Raw genomic sequence first — 18,129 nt, 5'->3', positions numbered from 1 at the left:
TTGTTGCTGGATCCTTGACTGCTCAAGTTCATGGGCCGATCGAACGGGCTGCGCGTCGCTGCCGCTTCCCCAAGGGAGCCTGGGAGAGGTCCTCCGCGCCGGACCTGAGGTTCTTGAAGCCGTAGCCGCGTTCCGTCAGCCACGTCTTCGCGGCCTCCTCGGCCCGCTCGGCCGCCTCCAGGATGTCCTCCTCATCCTCCCCGGTGTCCGAGAAGCGGAAGACGAAGGCGGGTCGGGCGGCGATGTCGTAACTGAGGTGCCCCTCGGGCGTGTGGGCGGCGCGCAGTACGTCGTGCCGCTCGGCGTCGGCGAGCAGTTCGGCCCGCTGGGCCTCGCTGAGGCCGTCGAAGACGCCGCGCACGGTGATACGGAAGGTCCGGGTACTCATTGCGCGACCCTAGGCACACCGGGTGGCACGCCTCCACCGGGTTTCCGGCGGCGACCCGGCCGACTCGGACGGGTCGCCGCCACCCCGCGGAGGCCGAGGCCGGCGGACCGGGCGGGACCGTGGCGCGGCGGTCGACGTCCCTCGGATCCGCGCGCGGGTCGCCGGACGGCAGGGCTCGGCCGGCGGCGTTTGCGCCGCAGGTGATGACAGGTGACGACAGGTGTAGAACTGGAGGAAGGGTGGCACGCCCGGACCGAGGTCGACGGCCCGCGTGACCGCCCGTCAGCCCGGCCTCCGGCGGTGTGTCCGATGCGGTAAGGCAGGTGGCGTTCCATGCAGTACGTGGCGGTGACCGCGCTGAGCCATCCCGGGCTGATCCGCGAGCGGAACGAGGACAGCCTGGTCATCGGGCCGTGGACCCTGTGCGCCACGGTGACCGAGAATCCGCAGACGCTGGTCTTCCCGATCGGCACGCCCCTCGTCGTCGCCGTCGCCGACGGGCTCGGCGGGCACCCGGGCGGAGACGTGGCCAGCGCACTCGTCGCCCGCCGGATCGCGTCCCTCGGTCCCGGCCTGACCGACGAGAGCGCCGTCCACGACGCGCTCAACGCCTGCAACCGCGCCGTTTACCAGGCAGCGGGCGACGACCAGGGAAGCGAGCTCGCAGCCATGGGGACGACGGTCGCCGGTGCCGTCGTACAGCCCGGCTCGGTGCTGGTGTTCAACGTGGGCGACAGCCAGGTCTTCGCGGCTCCCCGCACCGGACTGCGCCAGGTGAGCCTCGACGACAGCCCCCCGCCCGAACCGGGGCGACGCACCACGTCCCTCGTCACCCAGTGCCTCGGCGGCACCCGCGCCTACCGCGCCATCCGCCCCCATGTGACGGCCGCGTCCCTGTCGCCGGGCGACCGCTACCTCATCTGCACCGACGGTCTGACCGATCCGGTGCCGCCGGACGTGCTCGACGACGTGATGCGGGCGCACGACGACAGCCGGGCGGCCTTCGAGCTGTGGAAGGCCGCCGTCGCGGCGGGCGGCCCGGACAACATCACGCTGGCGGTCGTACGGGTCTCGGACGAGTAGAGCCGTAGAGCCGTAGAGCCGAAGAGCCGTAGAGCGACGAGGCGACGAGGCGAGCGCCTCGTTCTCGAACGAGGTCCTCATTCCCAGGGCGGTTCTGACGGTCCCGTCGGTTCCGTTTCGTCCAGCGGGAAGCCGTGCCGGCCCCGCAGCCGTACGAAGCAGGCCGAGGTCAGCACCCGCGACCGTGCCAGCCCCGAAGCGGTGCGCTCGAAGCACACCACCCGCTCGTGCCCGCCGGGCCCGATCGGCTGCACCAGACGGCCGCCCGGCCGAACCTGGGCGACCAGCGGCGCGGGCACCTCCGGGAACGCGGCCGACACGAGGACCGCGTCGTACGGAGCGCGGTCGGAAACGCCCCCGCTGCCGTCGCCGACCCGCAGCTCCACGTTCGACACGCCCTGCCGCTCGAGATTCGCGCGCGCCCGCCGGGCGATGTCCGGCCGCATCTCGATGCTGACCACGTCGGCGGCGAGCAGGGCGAGCAGCGCGGTCTGGAATCCGAGACCGGTGCCGACCTCGAGCACGTGCTCGGTCCCGTCCAGACCGAGGCTGTCGATCATCAGGGCGGAGAGCGACGGCTGTGTGGTGACCTGTCCCTGCCCGATCGCAACAGGCACGTCCCGGTAGGCGGCGGCCTTTCCTTCGGCCGGGACGAATCCCGCCCGGGGCGTGGTCCGCACGGCATCGAGCAGGCGCTGGTTCCCGATCCCGGCGGCTCGCAGGGCCCGCACGAGATCCTCGGGCACCTCGGGCACAGGACTCACGGTCAGGTCACCACCACCAGGCTAGGGCCTGTCCTTCGGATCAGGCCGGCTCGGAGCGGCGGCGCCCTGTGCCCGGGCCGCGCGTGCCGGACCCCGCGACCCCGGCAAGATCCGAAAGGGAGGCCCTGGGCGGCCGCGCCCCTCACCGGCCGGGACAGGGCGGAGCGTAGGGGAGTTCCGGTATGTAGTCGGACCATTGAGCGGGCGTGAGAAGGCCGGCGGTGCTCGCGCAGATCCGCCGGATCGCCCGGTCGAGGCCGAGCGGGGTGAGCGAGATCGTGCCGTCCGGTCCCGCCGTGGCCAGCAGACCCCCGTCCGGGCGGTACGCGGCGGTCGCGATCGCGTCGGTGTGCCCGGCGGTGAGCCCCCTGCCCCACGGGACCGGACGAGCCGGGTGGCTCACGTCCCACATCAGGACGCGCCGGTCGTCGCCGGCGGCGGCCAGGGTGCGGCCGCCCCGGCCGAAACCCACCCAGGTCACCGCGCCGGTGTGACCGGTCAGCGCTCTGCCGAGCGCCGTGGGGTGCGCGGGGCGCGAGACGTCCCACACCCGCACGTCGTGGCCGACCCCCGCGGTGGCGAGCAGTCGCCCGTCGGGGCTGAACGCGCCCCACAGGGTGCCACCGGTGTCGCCCGTGCGGATGTCCGGCAGCGCCCGTGGACGTCCCGGATCGCCGATGTCCCACCGCCGGACCTTGTCGTCCTCGCTGGTGCTGGCCAGAACGCGGCCGTCCGGGCTGACGCCCGCCCAGTGGACGAAGCTGATGTGCCCGGTCAGCGGCCTGCCGAGCGAGGGGTGTGCGGGATCGGTGACGCTCCACAGCCGCAGGCTGTGCCGGGGCCCGCCCGTGACCAGTACGCGCCCGTCCGGGGTGAACGCCAGCACGTCCGCCTGGCCGGCGCCGCCGGTGCGGAGGAGACCGGCGGGCCGGGGACGCACGGGGTCGGACACGTTCCACAGCCGCACCGTGCCGTCACGGTCGGCGCTCGCCAGCAGGCGGCCCCGTGGGTGGAAGGCCACGCGCTCGGCGGAGTGCTCGGCCGGCAGCGTGCTCAACCACCTGCCCCGGGTCGGATCGTGGACGTCCCACAGCCGTACGGTCCCGTCGCCCGCGCCGGCCAGGCGGCGGCCGTCCGGGCTGAACGCGACGCTGGTGACGGCCCCGATGTGACCGGCCAGAACCGTGCGCGGGAGGTGCCACAGCCGTACGGTGTGGTCGTCGCTGACACTGGCCAGCGACCGTCCGTCGGGGCTGAACGCCACCCAGTTGACGAACCCGGCATGACCGGTGAGCGGCTGTCCGAGGGCCGCCGGGCGCAGCGGGTCGGAGACGTCCCACAGCCGGATGGTGTGGTCGGCGCCGCCGGTGGCCAGGATCCGGCCGTCCGGCGAGAACGCCACCGCGAGCAGGGTGCCGTCGTGCCCGGTCAGCGGCGTGCCCAGGGCTCTGGCGTGGGCACAGTCCGAGACGTCCCAGAGCCGCACCTTGCGGTCGTCGCCCACGCTGGCCATCAGCCGGCTGTCCCGGCGGAACGCGACCGCGTAGACGACGTCCGGGCCGCCCAACGGCTTCCCGCACAGCTTCGGACGGGTGCGGTCGGCGACGTTCCACAGCCGGATCCGGTGATCGTGGCCGGGGGCCGCGACCGTCCGGCCGTCCGGGCTGAAGGCGGCCGAGGCGACGGAGTCGCGCGCCCCGGTGAGCGGGCGGTCCAGCGCCTTGGCGTGCGCGGGGTCGGAGACGTCCCACAGCCGTACGGTGCGGTCGTGGCTCGCGGTGGCCAGGGTGCGCCCGTCGGGGCTGAAGGAGACGGAGAAGACGTAGTCGCGGTGGCCGGTCAGCGGTCGGCCGAGGGCCCGCGGGCGCAGCGGGTTCCGTACGTCCCACAGCCGTGCCGTACGGTCCCGGCTAGCGCTGGCCAGGGTGTGGCCGTCCGGCGAGAACTGCAGCCAGTACACCCAGTCGGTGTGCCCCTTCAGCGGCCTGCCGAGCGGGGCCGGGTGCGCGGGGTCGGCCAGGCTCCACAGCCGGATCGTGTCGTCTCCGGCACCCGTCGCGAGGGTGCGCCCGTCCGGTGAGAACGCCACGGCGTACACCGCCTGGGTGTGGCCGGACAGGACGGTGGACAGCGCGGTGTTCTGACTGTCCAGCAGGCCGGCGGTGGCCTCGGAGTCCGACCGCAGCCGGTGGGCCGCAACGTACATCCGCGCCGCCAGCGACGGATCGGTCGCGTTCAGCTGGCCCGCCTCGGCCACCACCTGCTCGGCCACCGCCCGGTCGCGGTCGGAGCGGGCCAGCGTGCGCTGCTGGAAGGCGATCCCCGCGGCCGTCGACGCGAGCAGCAGCAGGGCGGACACCGCGGACAGCAGGACCCGGAAGCGCCGGGCGGTGCGGGCGGCCGCGCGCCGCTCCTGCTCGCGGGCGCCGACACTGGCGTCCAGGAACGCGGCCTCGACCGGGGTGAGTTCCTCCCGGTGCCCGGTGAAGCACTCCTCGGCCGTGGCGAGGCGGGTGCCGCGGTACAGCGCCCCCGGGTCCCGGTCGAGCGCGTCCCAGGCGCGGGCGGCCTCGGTGATCTGGCGGTGGACACGGAGCCGGTCGCGGGCGGCGTCGATCCAGGAGCGCAGTCGAGGCCAGGCGGTGATCAGGGCTTCGTGGGCCAGGTGCACGGTGTCGCCGTCGAGCGTGATCAGCCGTGCGCGGGCCAGCCGCTCCAGTACCGGCGCCGCGTAGGTGGGCCGGCCGGTGGCGCTTCGTGCCCGCAACTCGGCGGGCTCGGCGGGACGGCTGGTGTCCTGGGCCCCTTCACCGGGGGTGATCAGTCGCAGCAGGATCCGCCGGGCGGCCTCGGCCTGCTCCGCGGGCAGCCGGGTGTACACCTCCTCGGCGGTACGGGTCAGGGCTCCGCGCACGCCTCCCGCGGCCTCGTACGCGGCGACCGTGAGGGTGCGGCCCTTGCGCCGGCGCCAGGTCTCCAGCAGGGCGTGGGACATCAGCGGCAGTCCGCCCGGCTCCTCCGCGACGTCCTCGACGATCCGTGCGGTCACCGCGCGCTCGACGATCAGGCCGGCGGCGGCCGCCGGCCTGACGATGGCTTCGCGCAGTTCCGCCGGACCCATGGGGCCGAGCAGCAGGGTGGCGTCCCGGAGGGCCGCGGCGAGCGGACGGTGCTCGGCGCAGCGGCCGAAGAAGTCCGCCCGGACCGCGATCACCACCCGCAGCCCGCTCTCCGGTTCCGCCGCGGCCGCCAGCAGCCCGAGGAAGGCGGCCCGCTCGGCCGGCTCCGGGCACAGGGTGAAGAGTTCCTCGAACTGGTCGACCACCACGACGGTGTCACCGGGTTCCCGACTCGGCGTCATGGCGTCGGCGTGGGTGGCCGACGGGTGCGGCCCGGGGGTGAGGATTCGTACGGCCGCCAGACGCGGCTGCGACGAGCCGTGCTCGCGGAGAGCGGGGATGAGCCCCGCGCGCAGCAGGGAGGACTTGCCGCTGCCGGACGCGCCCACCACCGCGACCACACGGCGGTTGCGGACCCGTTCGGCCAGTTCGGCGACGAGCTGGTCGCGCCCGAAGAACAGGTCCCGGTCGCGGGGTTCGAAGCGGGCCAGACCCCGGTAGGGGGCGTGCGCGTCCTCGGTGTCCGTCGGCTCGGCGGTCGCCTCCTGGGCCGCCGCGTGCCAGCGGCGCTCCCACTCCTCGGGGTCCGCACCGCACGCCCGCGCATAGGCCAGCACCACGGCCAGCGACGGCAGCTGTTCGCCCGCGGCCGCTCTCGACAACGTGGCGACCGAATACTCCGTGCGCTGCGCCATGACCCGGTAGGTCGGACCTCCCGCGTCCTGGCGCAGCTTGCGTAACTCGAACGCGAAGCGCTGGACCGGCCCGGCCGCCGGATCCAGCGGACGCTCACGACGCCCCATCCCGTCCCCCCTGGTCGCCCTGGTCGGCTCGACAGTGACGGCCAACCTTCGCACCGCGTGGTCCCCGGTCGCATCTGTGACCAGCGGGTTCCAGCCGACCGACGCCTACGGCCGACGGCCGGGAGTTTTGTTGCACGCCTGGGGCCCTGGGTGCGCAACAACGCGCAGGTCCAGAAGCCTTGTGGCGTGTTCGGCGGCGCAGCGCCCTGCGACGGTGCCGGCCGCGCTGCCGTACGGCGTGACGGACGTTGCGGGGTTCGCGCGCGGAACCGGGCGACGACGGGGCCGGCGGCGACGGGGGTGTCGCCGGCCCGCGTCCCGGGGGGGACGCGGGCGTGCCGTGCACGGGCCGTGATCCGTGCACCGGCCGTGATCCGCGGCGGCCGGACGGTGCCACGAAGCACCGAAACGGGCGGGACCGCCCGAGCGTCACGACCACCACGGAAGCGGGCGGACCACCGAGGCGTCACGACCACCACCACCGAAACGGGCGGACTACCGAAAGGACATGCACGGATGGCGCATGACCCGAGCACCTTCCGATCCCACGACGGGACTTCTTCCCGTGCCCTGCGCGGCCCGCGGGCAGCGCTGTTCGGCGCACTGACCGCGGTCACCACCGCGGCCGCGCTGCTCGCCGCCCCGGCTCAGGCGACGGCGACGGCGACGGCGACGGTGACGTCCGGCACGTCGTCAGCCGGAGCCGCAACGGCACGGCCGCGGCAGCTCACGGATGCCGTACGCGGGCTCGACGTGAGCGCGTACCAGGAGAGCGTGGACTGGAACTCGGTCGCCGCCGACGGAGCCTCCTTCGCCTACGTCAAGGCGACCGAGGGCACCTCCTACATCAGCTCCCGCTTCTCCCAGCAGTACGACGGAGCGGCGAGCGCCGGCCTGATCCGCGGGGCCTACCACTTCGCCAGGCCGGACAAGTCCTCCGGCGGCGCCCAGGCCGACTACTTCGTCGACAACGGAGGCGGCCGGCGGTCCGACGGCAGGACACTGCCCGGCGTCCTGGACGTCGAGCCCACCCCGGGCCTGCCCACCTGTTACGGAGTCGGCCCCGGCGACACGGTCCGCTGGATCGCCGCGTTCGACGACGAGTACCTGCGCCGCACCGGCCTCCACCCGGTGATCAACACCAACGCGACATGGTGGTCGCAGTGCACCGGCAACTCCTCCGCCTTCGCCGCCACCAACCTGCTCTGGATCGGGAGCTACACCGGCACCCCGCACCCGCTGCCCGGCGGCTGGTCCACCTACGCCGTCTGGCAGACCTCCGACTCCGGCACCTTCCCCGGTGACCAGGACGTGTTCAACGGAACGGAACGGGACCTGCGGAACCTCGCCGCCGACGGCACCTACACCCCGCCCACGCCGCCCCCGGCCACCGCATGGCCGGTCGTCCAGGAGGGCTACGGCGGCCGCCAGGTGACCACGGTCCAGTACCTGCTCGACGCCCACGGCGCGACGCTGTCCGTCGACGGCTCCTTCGGCACGGCCACCCGGGCCGCCGTGGTCGCCTTCCAGACCCGGAATCACCTCACCGCCGACGGCATCGTCGGGCCGAAGACCTGGCAGGCGCTGATCACCACCGTCGAGGAGGGCGACCGGGGACCGGCCGTCAGCGCGGTGCAGGCCGAACTGAACGCCCACGGCGCGACGCTGTCCGTCGACGGCTCCTTCGGTGCGGCCACCCGGGCCGCCGTGGTCGCCTTCCAGACCCGGAACCACCTCACCGCCGACGGCATCGTCGGCCCCAACACCTGGCTCGCACTGGCCAACTGAGTCGAGGAAGCGAACGATCTCCATACGCGCCGACCGGCGAGGCCGCATCCCTGAGGGCTGCGGCCAAGACCGGTGGCCTGGCCGGTCCGTCTGCTGACCGGCACGGGCGCCCCCGCCCCCGGAAGCACCTGGACAGGGCACGCCGAAGAGCACCTACCCTTGAGGAATGACCAGCAGCAGCGACCGGAGCCCGGCAGTGAGCGTTCAGAGCACCATGACGTACGAGATCCGGACCTACGGGTGCCAGATGAACGTCCACGACTCCGAGCGGTTGTCCGGGCTGCTCGAGGAGGCCGGCTACGTGCGGGCCCCCGAGGGGTCCGACGGGGACGCCGACGTCGTCGTCTTCAACACCTGTGCCGTGCGTGAGAACGCCGACAACCGGCTCTACGGCAACCTCGGCCGCCTCGCGCCCAGGAAGGCCTCCCGGCCCGGCATGCAGATCGCGGTCGGCGGCTGCCTGGCGCAGAAGGACCGGGACACCATCGTGAAGAAGGCGCCCTGGGTGGACGTCGTCTTCGGTACGCACAACATCGGCAAGCTGCCGGTCCTGCTGGAGCGAGCCCGCGTCCAGGAGGAGGCGCAGGTCGAGATCGCGGAGTCCCTCGAGGCGTTCCCGTCCACGCTGCCGACGCGGCGCGAGAGCGCCTACGCGGCCTGGGTCTCGATCTCCGTCGGCTGCAACAACACCTGCACCTTCTGCATCGTCCCGGCGCTGCGCGGCAAGGAGAAGGACCGCCGCACCGGCGACATCCTCGCCGAGATCGAGGCGCTGGTCGCCGAGGGCGTCTCCGAGATCACGCTGCTCGGACAGAACGTCAACGCGTACGGCTCCGACATCGGCGACCGCGAGGCGTTCAGCAAGCTGCTGCGCGCCTGCGGGACCATCGAGGGGCTGGAGCGCGTCCGCTTCACCTCCCCGCACCCGCGCGACTTCACCGACGACGTCATCGCCGCCATGGCCGAGACGCCGAACGTCATGCCGCAGCTGCACATGCCGCTCCAGTCCGGCTCGGACACCGTCCTGAAGGCGATGCGCCGCTCGTACCGTCGGGAGCGGTACCTGGGGATCATCGAGAAGGTGCGGGCCGCCATCCCGCACGCCGCGATCACCACCGACATCATCGTGGGCTTCCCCGGCGAGACCGAGGAGGACTTCGAGCAGACGCTGCACGTGGTGCGCGAGGCCCGCTTCGCCCAGGCGTTCACCTTCCAGTACTCCAAGCGCCCCGGCACCCCGGCCGCGACCATGGAGAACCAGATCCCCAAGGAGGTCGTCCAGGCGCGGTACGAGCGGCTCGTCGCCCTTCAGGAGGAGATCTCCTGGGAGGAGAACAAGAAGCAGGTCGGCCGCACCCTGGAGCTGATGGTCGCCGAGGGCGAGGGCCGCAAGGACGGCGCCACACACCGCCTCTCCGGCCGCGCCGCCGACAACCGCCTGGTCCACTTCACCAAGCCGGAGCAGGAGGTCCGCCCCGGCGACGTGGTCACCGTCGAGGTGACGTACGCCGCCCCGCACCACCTCCTCGCCGAGGGCGCCGTCCTCGACGTGCGCCGCACGCGCGCGGGCGACGCCTGGGAGAAGCGCAACACGGCGGAGGCCGCCAAGCCGGCGGGCGTGATGCTCGGCCTGCCGAAGGTCGGCGTCCCGGCCCCCCTCCCGGCCGCGACGACCGGCTGCGGCTGCGACTGATCCCGCCGGGGTCCGGCGGGGCAACCGCACCGCGGGCGCCGGCGGGTACGACGCCGCCCCCCGCCCGGCCCCGTTCGGCCCCGCCCGGACTCGATCAGCCGGTACGACCTGCTCGGCGCGGTAACGCTTGCCCGCCGGTCGGCGTTACCCTGCCGATCATGCTGGTCGCCGCCGCCGTCTGCCCCTGTCCGCCGCTGCTCGTGCCCGAGGTCGCCGCGGGTGCGGCGCCCGAGCTGGACTCCGCACGCGCGGCGTGCTCCGACGCGCTCGGTGTGCTCGCCGCCGCCCGGCCCGACACGCTGGTGGTCGTCGGGCCCGCCGCGGAGAGCGGGCGCGGCCGGCACCCGCAGGGCGCCCCCGGCTCCTTCCGCGGCTTCGGCGTCGACCTGGACGTACGGCTGGGCCCCGCCACGGACACCGTCTTCGAGCGCGAGCTGCCGTCGTCGCTGGCCGTCGGGGCCTGGCTGCTGGAGCGCACCGGCTGGGCGGACGCCCCGATCGAGGGGCTCGGCGTCGGGGAGACACTCGCGCCCGAACGGTGCGCCGAGGTCGGCAGGGACATCGGCGCCCGGGCCGGGCGGGTGGCACTGCTGGTGATGGGAGACGCCAGCGCCCGCCGCACCCTCAAGGCTCCGGGTTACCTCGACGAGCGGGCGGCGCCCTTCGACGCCGGGGCCGCGCGTGCGCTGGGCGCGGCGGACCTGGCGGCCATCAGGGCGCTGGACGCCGAGCTGGCGCACGAGCTGAAAGCCTCCGGCCGCGCGCCCTGGCAGATCCTCGCCGGTGCGGCCGAGGGCGCGGACCTGAGCGGGGCACTGCTGTACGACGACGCCCCGTACGGCGTGGGATACCTGGTCGCCACCTGGTCCTAGGCGACCGTGGACACCGTCCCCCGGTGACGCGGCGCCCCGTAGGACGGCACCGCGGGCGGCACGACACGGCGGACGGCCGGGAACCCTCGCGCTCCGCGGCCGTCCGCCGATCCGCGTGCCGTTCAGGAAGCCGGCGGCGGGCCCTCCGGCCGGGTGGGGGGCGTGGCCTCGCCGGCCTGACCGTTCTTGTGCGCGAGCCGGCCCATCGCCCCCTTCGCCTTGTCCGTACCGGTGTGGATCTTGTCGCTGTACTTGTGCTTGGTGTGGTCGTCCACGGCCTTCGCGGCCTTTTCGATGCCGTGCTGGACCTGTTCCTCGTGCCGGCGCGCGAAGTCCGTCATCTTGTCCCTGGCCGGGGCGAGCTTGGCCTTCACCGTGTCCAAAAGACCCATGGTCCACCTTCCCTCACGGGGACAGTCATGTGCGGGCGCCCTCGCCGGCCTCGCTGTCGGCGGCCTCGTCGGCGGACTGCTGCTTGGGGATCTCGGCGGCCTCGGCCGCCGAGGCCTCAGTGGTCTCCGGCTCCGCCGCCGCGCCCTCGCGCCCGTCCTCGGCCGACCCCTTCGCCTCCGCTGCCCGAGCCGCTTCCTCCGCCTCGGTCTCTCCCGGCTCGGCACCGACATGCGCCTCGACCGCCGGTGCCTCCTGTGCCGCCTTCGACCTGCCGAGGATTCGTGCAAAAACGCCCATATCCACTCCATACGGTACTCGTGCGGGCGAAATCCCGCGTCACTCGGTGCGTCCGTTTGCGCCACCCGGGTCACTGCCTCCGGAAGATCGACGGGACAACACCTCGGTGCAACGACCCGGCACACATGCCGTCACGTAACTCGTTCGAGGCGTGGCCGTGAGGTTTGCGAGACTGGTGCGGTGAGCAGCGCACCCCCCGCCCCCCGTGTCATCGCCGTCGTCGGACCCACCGCGGCCGGAAAGTCCGATCTCGGCGTGTTCCTGGCCCAGCGACTCGGTGGCGAGGTCGTCAACGCCGACTCCATGCAGCTCTACCGAGGGATGGACATCGGCACCGCCAAACTGACGCCCGAGGAGCGCGCCGGCATCCCGCACCACCTGCTGGACATCTGGGACGTGACGGTCACCGCCTCGGTCGCCGAGTACCAGAAACTGGCCCGCGCCCGGATCGACGCACTGCTCGCCGAGGGCCGCTGGCCGATCCTGGTCGGCGGCTCCGGTCTGTACGTACGCGGAGCCGTCGACAACCTGGAGTTCCCCGGCACCGACCCCGAGGTCAGGGCCCGCCTGGAGGAGGAGCTGGCGTTGCGCGGCTCCGGCGCCCTGCACGCGCGCCTGGCCGCCGCCGACCCCGAGGCCGCCCGCGCGATCCTGCCCAGCAACGGCCGCCGCATCGTCCGCGCCCTGGAAGTGATCGAGATCACCGGGCAGCCCTTCACCGCCAACCTCCCCGGCCACGACTCCGTCTACGACACCGTCCAGATCGGTGTCGACGTCGCCCGCCCCGAGCTCGACGAGCGCATCGCGCGCCGCGTCGACCTGATGTGGGAGGCGGGGCTCGTGGACGAGGTGCGGGCCCTGGAGGCGCGGGGTCTGCGCGAGGGGCGTACGGCGGCGCGCGCGCTGGGCTACCAGCAGGTACTCGCGGCGATCGCGGGGGAGTGCACGGAAGCGGAAGCGCGGGCCGAGACCGTCCGTGCCACCAAGCGCTTCGCGCGCCGCCAGGATTCGTGGTTCAGGCGCGATCCCCGGGTGCACTGGCTCAGTGGGGCCGCGGCGGACCGCGCGGAACTTCCGCGGCTCGCTCTGGCATTGGTCGAACGACCGGTCACAGCCTGATCACGTCATGGCATCGGGATGCGCCGCCGGTCATCGCGGCGTCTGACACCGTGCCATCATCGAGCTTCGATCGACCAAGTGGAGTCCTAGCTGGGAGGGCGCGTGGCGATGGAGGCCGGCCCTCGCGACACCGCACAAAGTGCCGAGCACGTCACGACCGACGGTGGCGAACCGGAACAGGGCGAGGACCGTCTGACCGACCTGACCGCCGACGGTCCCGACGAGACCCCGGGCGGGGTGACCGCCGACGGGCCGGCGCCGGAGGAGATGTACGCGGGCGGTCCGGAGGTCGAGGTCGAGCTGCGCCCGCAGCGGCGGCTGCGCATCTGGCAGCTCGCGCCCATCGTGGCCCTGGCCGCGGGCGGCTCCCTGATGTTCGCCTTCCCGCTCGCCTTCGACTTCGGCGACAGCGGCGCGGTCATCGCCATGCTGGGCCTGCTGATCTGCTCCTGTGCCGCGGGCTGGGGCATGATGGCCGCCCGCCGTGTGGGCTACACCTGGCCGGGCCTGCCCCCGCGCGGCTCGGGTCGCCGCCCGGACTGGCGGGTGGCCCTCGGGTATGTCCTGCTGGTGGCCGTGGTGGTGACTCTCGCCGTCTGGCGCGTGGCAAGGCTCCGCTGAAACACCCCTGAAAGGGGCGCGGGCCGGTGCTCGACGCGCGGAGCGTACCCTCGAGGAATGAGCACGCTGATCGCCTTCCTCAAGGGTCACGGCACCGAGAACGACTTCGTGATCGTCCCGGACCCGGAGAACGCCCTCGACCTGACGCCGGCCACCGTCGCCGCCCTGTGCGACCGCCGCGCCGGCATCGGTGGCGACGGGGTGCTGCACGTCGTGCTGTCCGCCGCGCATCCGGAGGCCCGGGAGATGGCCGGCGAGGCGGAGTGGTTCATGGACTACCGCAACGGCGACGGTTCGATCGCGGAGATGTGCGGCAACGGGGTGCGTGTGTTCGCGCGCTACCTCCAGCACGCGGGGCAGGTGGGCGAAGGTGACCTCGCGATCGCCACGCGCGGGGGTGTGAAGACGGTCCACATCGCCAAGAACGGTGACATCACCGTCGGCATGGGCCGGGCACGGCTCCCCGAGGGGGACGTCAGGGTGAGCGTCGGCGAGCGCAGCTGGCCCGCGCGGAACGTGAACATGGGCAACCCGCACGCCGTCGCCTTCGTCGACGACCTCGCGGACGCCGGCAACCTGTTCACTCCGCCGCCGTTCAGCCCGGACGCCGCCTACCCCGACGGGGTCAACGTCGAGTTCGTGGTCGACCGCGGACCCCGCCACGTGGCGATGCGCGTGCACGAGCGCGGCTCCGGCGAGACCCGCTCCTGCGGCACGGGCGCGTGCGCGGTCGCCGTGGCCGCCGCCCGGCGCGACGGCGCGGACCCGGCCGTCACCGGCACCCCGGCGACCTACACCGTGGACCTGCCCGGCGGGCGCCTGGTCATCACCGAGCGGCCCGACGGCGAGATCGAGATGACCGGACCCGCCGTGATCGTCGCCGAGGGCGAGATCGACGCCGAGTGGCTGGAAAACGCGCTCCGCTGAACCGGCGGAACGATGGGCCACACGGCTCCGGACGCCGGTACCGGTGGTTTCAGGCGGCCGGGACCGTTCGAAACCGCGGTCGAGCGCAGGGCAGGTGGCGCAAACTCTAAACCTCCTCTTCATCGCTCGATTGGGTGATCCGTTTCACGCTCGGCGAGAGGCGGTCAGTCGCACGTGGTGGGCTCGGTAGCATCAAGCACCGGCACGGACGGGGGAACGTCGCCTTCCCTGAGCCGCGTATGCCCTGGGGCCCCGTCCGCCGGTCCACGAGCCGGAGGTGCCCATGAGTGCGGAGGCCACGAATCCTGCGAGCCCTGGCCCGGTAGCGCCCACGGTGCCCACAGCGGCCCGCAGGAAGTCCCGGGCCCGGATCGACCTGCGCCGGCTCGGCCGGGCGGCGCTGCTCGGCCCCGCTGGCCGCGACAAGCTGCCCGACGCCATCGGCCACGTCGTCGAGGCCCACCGCGCCCACCACCCCGACGCGGACCTCGAACCCCTGCGCCGTGCCTACGTCCTGGCGGAGTCCTCGCACCGCGGCCAGACCCGCAAGAGCGGCGAGCCGTACATCACGCACCCGTTGGCCGTGACCCTGATCCTCGCCGAACTCGGCGGGGAGACGACCACTTTGACGGCCTCTCTGCTCCACGACACCGTCGAGGACACCGACGTGACGCTGGACCAGGTGCGGGAAGAGTTCGGCGAGGAGGTCCGCTACCTGGTCGACGGCGTCACGAAGCTGGAGAAGGTCGACTACGGGGCGGCCGCCGAGCCCGAGACCTTCCGCAAGATGCTCGTCGCCACGGGCAACGACGTGCGCGTGATGTCGATCAAACTCGCCGACCGCCTGCACAACATGCGCACCCTCGGCGTGATGCGCCCCGAGAAACAGGCGCGGATCGCGAAGGTCACCCGGGACGTCCTCATTCCGCTCGCCGAACGCCTCGGCGTGCAGGCCCTGAAGACCGAACTCGAGGACCTGGTCTTCGCCATCCTCCACCCCGAGGAGTATGAACACACCCGGGAACTCATCTCGCGGAACGCGGCCCGCTCCGACGACCCGCTGGCGGAGATCGCCGACGAGGTCCGCGGGGTGCTGCGCGAGGCCGACATCCAGGCCGAAGTCCTCATCCGGCCCCGCCACTTCGTCTCCGTCCACCGCGTCTCGCGCAAGCGAGGGGAACTGCGCGGCGCCGACTTCGGCCGCCTGCTCGTCCTCGTGGGCGAGGACGCGGACTGCTACGGCGTCCTCGGTGAACTCCACACCTGTATGACGCCGGTCGTCTCGGAGTTCAAGGACTTCATCGCCGTACCGAAGTTCAACCTCTACCAGTCACTGCACACCGCCGTGGCCCGCGCGGACGGCCAGGTCGCCGAAGTCCTCATCCGCACCCACCAGATGCACAAGGTCGCCGAGGCCGGCGTCATCGCACTCGGCAACCCGTACGCCCCCGTCTCCGACGCCCCTGCCTCCGACGCCCCCGCCTCCGACGCCCCCGCCGACGGCGAGCGCGCCGACCCCACCCGTCCCGGCTGGCTCTCCCGGCTGCTCGACTGGCAGCGGGCCGCGCCCGATCCCGACACCTTCTGGTCCACCCTGCGCGAGGACCTCGCCCAGGACCGCGAGATCACCGTCTTCCGGCCCGACGGCGGCACCCTGGGCCTGCCCGAGGGCGCCACCTGCGTGGACGCCGCCTACGCCCAGTACGGCGAGGACGCCCACGCCTGCATCGGCGCCCGCGTCAACGGCCGCCTGGCGACCCTCAGCACGGTCCTCAGGGACGGCGACACCGTTCAGCTCCTCATGGGCCAGGACCCGGCCTCCGAGCCCTCCAGAGAGTGGCTCGAGCACGCCCACACCCCGGCCGCCCGCATCGCCATCCAGCGGTGGCTGGCGACGCACCCGGGCGGCGGCGGGGAGAGCGAGGCCGACAACGCGGGCGGAAGCGGCCCGGCCGCGGAGAGCGGCGCGGCAGGCGGGGCGAGCGGCGCGGCCGGCCGGACCGCCGGGACCGACGGCGTCCCCGTCGCCCGCCCGCGCGGCGCCGAGGTCCTGGCGGACCGGCCCGGGGCCGCCGTACGCCTCGCCGGGTGCTGTACGCCCGTACCGCCCGACGAGATCACGGGCTTCCCCGTACGCGGGGGAGTGGTGACCGTGCACCGGGTGCAGTGCGCCGCGGTGGCGCACATGAAGAGCCGGGGGCGCGCCGAGATCGGCGTGCGCTGGGGGGACACCACCGAATGCCGGGTCACGCTGGTCGCTGAATCGTTCGGCCGCCCGCATCTGCTCGCCGACCTGACCGAGGCGATCGCCCTGGAGGGCGCCGAGATCGTCTCGGCGACCGTGGAACCGCCCAGCCAGCAGCGGGTGCGCCACACCTACACCCTCCAGCTCCCCGACGCGACGCACCTCCCGACCCTGATGCGCGCGATGCGCGACGTGCCCGGTGTGTACGACGTGAGCAGGTCCCAGCACCAGGCCCCGGCCTCCTGAGGACGAGCCGGGTTCCTGAAGAAGGCGTCCCCGGACCAACCCGTTCGAGTGGGACGGGCGCGCGTCGCCGCCGTCGCGCACGCACGCGCTGGTAGCGGTGATGCATGCCGCTCACCCCCCACCCGCGCCCGCAGCGCCGGCCCCTCGGCCGCCGCAAGGTGGCCCTGCTCGCCTCCGCCGTCTCCGTCTGCCTCCTCGCCGCCGCCGCGCCCGCCGAGCCGTTGGGCATCGGCGACCGCCTCTACCCGTACCTCGGCAACCCGGGATACGACGTGGCGGCGTACGACCTGTCGTTCACGTACCCCGGCACCAACGACAAGCCGCTACAGGCCGTCACCACCATCGACGCCTGGACCACCGCCGCCCTGGACCGGGTGAATCTCGACTTCGCGCACGGCAAGGTCGAGTCCGTCGAGGTCGACGGCCGGCCCGCCGGCTTCACCAGCGCGGGCGAGGACCTGGTCGTCACGCCGGACAGGCGGCTGCCCAGGGGCAGCTGGATGCGGATCACCGTGAAGCACACCAGCGACCCCGTCACCGCCAAGGACCAGAACGGCGGCTGGGTGCGCACCTCCGACGGCCTCGCCATGGCCAACCAGGCCGACGCCGCCCACCTGGTCTTCCCGTGCAACGACCACCCCTCCGACAAGGCCAGGTTCACCATCCGGATCACCGCCCCGAACGGCTACACAGCCGTCGCCAACGGGGTGCCGGTCGGAGCGGACCGGGTCGGCGGCTCCACCACCTGGACCTACCGCACCCTGCACCCCATGGCCACCGAGCTCGCCCAGGTGTCCATCGGCCGCTCCGCCGTCCTGCACCGCGAGGGGCCGCACGGGCTGCCCGTCCGGGACGTCGTGCCCAGCGCCGACCGCAAGGCGCTCGAACCCTGGCTGGCGAAGACGCCCGACCAGATCGCCTGGATGGAGAGCAAGGTCGGCGCGTTCCCGTTCGAGACGTACGGCGTGCTCATGGCCCAGGCCTCCACCGGGTTCGAACTGGAGACACAGACCCTCTCCCTGTTCGAGAAGAACCTGTTCACCGAGCCCGCGTATCCGCAGTGGTACCTCGAGTCGATCATGGTGCACGAGCTGTCCCACCAGTGGTTCGGCGACAGCGTCAGCCCTCGCACCTGGTCCGACGTGTGGCTGAACGAGGGGCACGCCACCTGGTACGAGGCGCTCTACAGCGAGGAGAAGGCGCACCGGCCCATGGAGGACCGCATGAAGGCCGCCTACAGCGACTCCGACCGCTGGCGCGCCGCCGGCGGCCCGCCGGCCCAGCCGAAGCCGCCCCAGCCGGGCCAGAAGATCGACATCTTCCGTCCCAACATCTACGACGGCGCCGCGCTGGTGCTCTACGCCCTGCGCCAGGAGATCGGCCGGCAGGCCTTCGAACGCCTGGAGAGGGTGTGGGTCGAGGAGCACCGGGACTCCACCGCCGACACCGCCGACTTCGTCCGCCTCGCCTCGGCCGTCGGCGGCCGCGACCTGAGCGGCTTCTTCCAGGCCTGGCTGTACGGCGAGAAGACCCCGCCGATGCCGGGCCACCCGGACTGGAAGAGCCAGGCGCCGGACAAGGCCGCCAAGGTCCCGGCCAGGAAGGTCCCGGCCAGGAACAAGGGGTGAAATAAGGCGGTGACGAGACGGGCCGTGCCGTGCGACCATCTTCAGGTCGGCGCGGCACGGGGCACGGGAATCTCCCGGGGTACTCGTGCGTTGTTCACTCAGACCGCCGATGTCGTCACCGCCGAATCGGCACTCCCATCGAC

General features: G+C 73.2%; 14 protein-coding genes. 9 read left to right on the top strand and 5 right to left on the bottom strand.

All coding sequences use genetic code 11. The features are described 5' to 3' along the window. Positions 1–28: 28 nt before the first annotated feature. The gene (locus tag AC07CM_RS15880) at positions 29–388 is read right to left on the bottom strand and encodes a DUF6204 family protein (protein WP_478876966.1); all 360 of its coding nucleotides are present in this window, start codon (positions 386–388) and stop codon (positions 29–31) included. 333 nt (positions 389–721) lie between these two features. On the opposite strand from AC07CM_RS15880, the gene AC07CM_RS15875 reads away from it, so the two are divergent. Further along, entirely contained in the window at positions 722–1,471 is a 750-nt protein-coding gene (locus AC07CM_RS15875; RefSeq protein ID WP_478876965.1) for a PP2C family protein-serine/threonine phosphatase, read from the top strand. A 77-nt stretch (positions 1,472–1,548) separates the two neighbouring features. Here AC07CM_RS15875 and AC07CM_RS15870 read toward each other — a convergent pair whose 3' ends face one another. Both AC07CM_RS15870 and AC07CM_RS15865 read right to left on the bottom strand, forming a co-directional pair. Further along, positions 1,549–2,235, bottom strand: coding sequence for a protein-L-isoaspartate O-methyltransferase family protein (locus AC07CM_RS15870; protein ID WP_478876964.1), 687 nt, complete (start codon positions 2,233–2,235; stop codon positions 1,549–1,551). A gap of 142 nt (positions 2,236–2,377) precedes the next feature. Continuing rightward, positions 2,378–6,157, bottom strand: a complete 3,780-nt coding sequence (locus AC07CM_RS15865; RefSeq protein WP_478876963.1) for an nSTAND1 domain-containing NTPase — start codon at positions 6,155–6,157, stop codon at positions 2,378–2,380. Positions 6,158–6,673: 516 nt separating this feature from the next. Here AC07CM_RS15865 and AC07CM_RS15860 point away from each other — a divergent pair. From AC07CM_RS15860 to AC07CM_RS15850, 3 genes are all read left to right on the top strand, one after another. Then, the gene (locus tag AC07CM_RS15860; RefSeq protein WP_478876962.1) at positions 6,674–7,945 is read left to right on the top strand and encodes a GH25 family lysozyme; all 1,272 of its coding nucleotides are present in this window, start codon (positions 6,674–6,676) and stop codon (positions 7,943–7,945) included. 166 nt (positions 7,946–8,111) lie between these two features. Continuing rightward, positions 8,112–9,638, top strand: coding sequence for a tRNA (N6-isopentenyl adenosine(37)-C2)-methylthiotransferase MiaB (gene miaB / locus AC07CM_RS15855; RefSeq protein ID WP_478876961.1), 1,527 nt, complete (start codon positions 8,112–8,114; stop codon positions 9,636–9,638). A gap of 158 nt (positions 9,639–9,796) precedes the next feature. Next, positions 9,797–10,510, top strand: a complete 714-nt coding sequence (locus AC07CM_RS15850; protein ID WP_478876960.1) for a class III extradiol dioxygenase subunit B-like domain-containing protein — start codon at positions 9,797–9,799, stop codon at positions 10,508–10,510. A gap of 122 nt (positions 10,511–10,632) precedes the next feature. Here the strand turns inward: AC07CM_RS15850 and AC07CM_RS15845 are convergent, their stop codons facing one another. Both AC07CM_RS15845 and AC07CM_RS15840 read right to left on the bottom strand, forming a co-directional pair. Then, positions 10,633–10,902: an antitoxin gene (locus tag AC07CM_RS15845; RefSeq protein ID WP_478876959.1), complete on the bottom strand. Its 270-nt coding sequence runs from the start codon at positions 10,900–10,902 to the stop codon at positions 10,633–10,635. 25 nt (positions 10,903–10,927) lie between these two features. Next, positions 10,928–11,200, bottom strand: coding sequence for a hypothetical protein (locus tag AC07CM_RS15840; RefSeq protein ID WP_478876958.1), 273 nt, complete (start codon positions 11,198–11,200; stop codon positions 10,928–10,930). Between the two features lie 180 nt (positions 11,201–11,380). Between AC07CM_RS15840 and miaA the strand changes: the two genes are divergently transcribed. The 5 genes from miaA (at position 11,381) to AC07CM_RS15815 (ending at position 17,986) form a co-directional block, all read left to right on the top strand. Next, positions 11,381–12,319, top strand: coding sequence for a tRNA (adenosine(37)-N6)-dimethylallyltransferase MiaA (miaA, locus tag AC07CM_RS15835; RefSeq protein ID WP_478876957.1), 939 nt, complete (start codon positions 11,381–11,383; stop codon positions 12,317–12,319). 108 nt (positions 12,320–12,427) lie between these two features. After that, positions 12,428–12,940, top strand: coding sequence for a hypothetical protein (locus tag AC07CM_RS15830; RefSeq protein ID WP_478877004.1), 513 nt, complete (start codon positions 12,428–12,430; stop codon positions 12,938–12,940). Between the two features lie 57 nt (positions 12,941–12,997). Then, the gene (gene dapF / locus AC07CM_RS15825; protein ID WP_478876956.1) at positions 12,998–13,867 is read left to right on the top strand and encodes a diaminopimelate epimerase; all 870 of its coding nucleotides are present in this window, start codon (positions 12,998–13,000) and stop codon (positions 13,865–13,867) included. Positions 13,868–14,150: 283 nt separating this feature from the next. After that, on the top strand, positions 14,151–16,358 hold the full coding sequence (locus tag AC07CM_RS15820; protein ID WP_478876955.1) for a RelA/SpoT family protein: 2,208 nt from the start codon (positions 14,151–14,153) through the stop codon (positions 16,356–16,358). 104 nt (positions 16,359–16,462) lie between these two features. Continuing rightward, positions 16,463–17,986: a M1 family metallopeptidase gene (locus AC07CM_RS15815; protein ID WP_478876954.1), complete on the top strand. Its 1,524-nt coding sequence runs from the start codon at positions 16,463–16,465 to the stop codon at positions 17,984–17,986. Positions 17,987–18,129: the final 143 nt, after the last annotated feature.

This window comes from Streptomyces sp. NPDC044061 (assembly GCF_056434305.1).
This window is presented reverse-complemented; position numbering and strand designations above follow the sequence as displayed.

Coding starts and splice junctions, on each gene's coding strand:
- AC07CM_RS15880 (WP_478876966.1), bottom strand. CDS start 388: ATGAGTACCCGGACCTTCCGTATCACCGTGCGCGGCGTCTTCGACGGC.
- AC07CM_RS15875 (WP_478876965.1), top strand. CDS start 722: ATGCAGTACGTGGCGGTGACCGCGCTGAGCCATCCCGGGCTGATCCGC.
- AC07CM_RS15865 (WP_478876963.1), bottom strand. CDS start 6,157: ATGGGGCGTCGTGAGCGTCCGCTGGATCCGGCGGCCGGGCCGGTCCAG.
- AC07CM_RS15860 (WP_478876962.1), top strand. CDS start 6,674: ATGGCGCATGACCCGAGCACCTTCCGATCCCACGACGGGACTTCTTCC.
- miaB (WP_478876961.1), top strand. CDS start 8,112: ATGACCAGCAGCAGCGACCGGAGCCCGGCAGTGAGCGTTCAGAGCACC.
- AC07CM_RS15850 (WP_478876960.1), top strand. CDS start 9,797: ATGCTGGTCGCCGCCGCCGTCTGCCCCTGTCCGCCGCTGCTCGTGCCC.
- AC07CM_RS15845 (WP_478876959.1), bottom strand. CDS start 10,902: ATGGGTCTTTTGGACACGGTGAAGGCCAAGCTCGCCCCGGCCAGGGAC.
- AC07CM_RS15840 (WP_478876958.1), bottom strand. CDS start 11,200: ATGGGCGTTTTTGCACGAATCCTCGGCAGGTCGAAGGCGGCACAGGAG.
- AC07CM_RS15830 (WP_478877004.1), top strand. CDS start 12,428: ATGGAGGCCGGCCCTCGCGACACCGCACAAAGTGCCGAGCACGTCACG.
- dapF (WP_478876956.1), top strand. CDS start 12,998: ATGAGCACGCTGATCGCCTTCCTCAAGGGTCACGGCACCGAGAACGAC.
- AC07CM_RS15820 (WP_478876955.1), top strand. CDS start 14,151: ATGAGTGCGGAGGCCACGAATCCTGCGAGCCCTGGCCCGGTAGCGCCC.
- AC07CM_RS15815 (WP_478876954.1), top strand. CDS start 16,463: ATGCCGCTCACCCCCCACCCGCGCCCGCAGCGCCGGCCCCTCGGCCGC.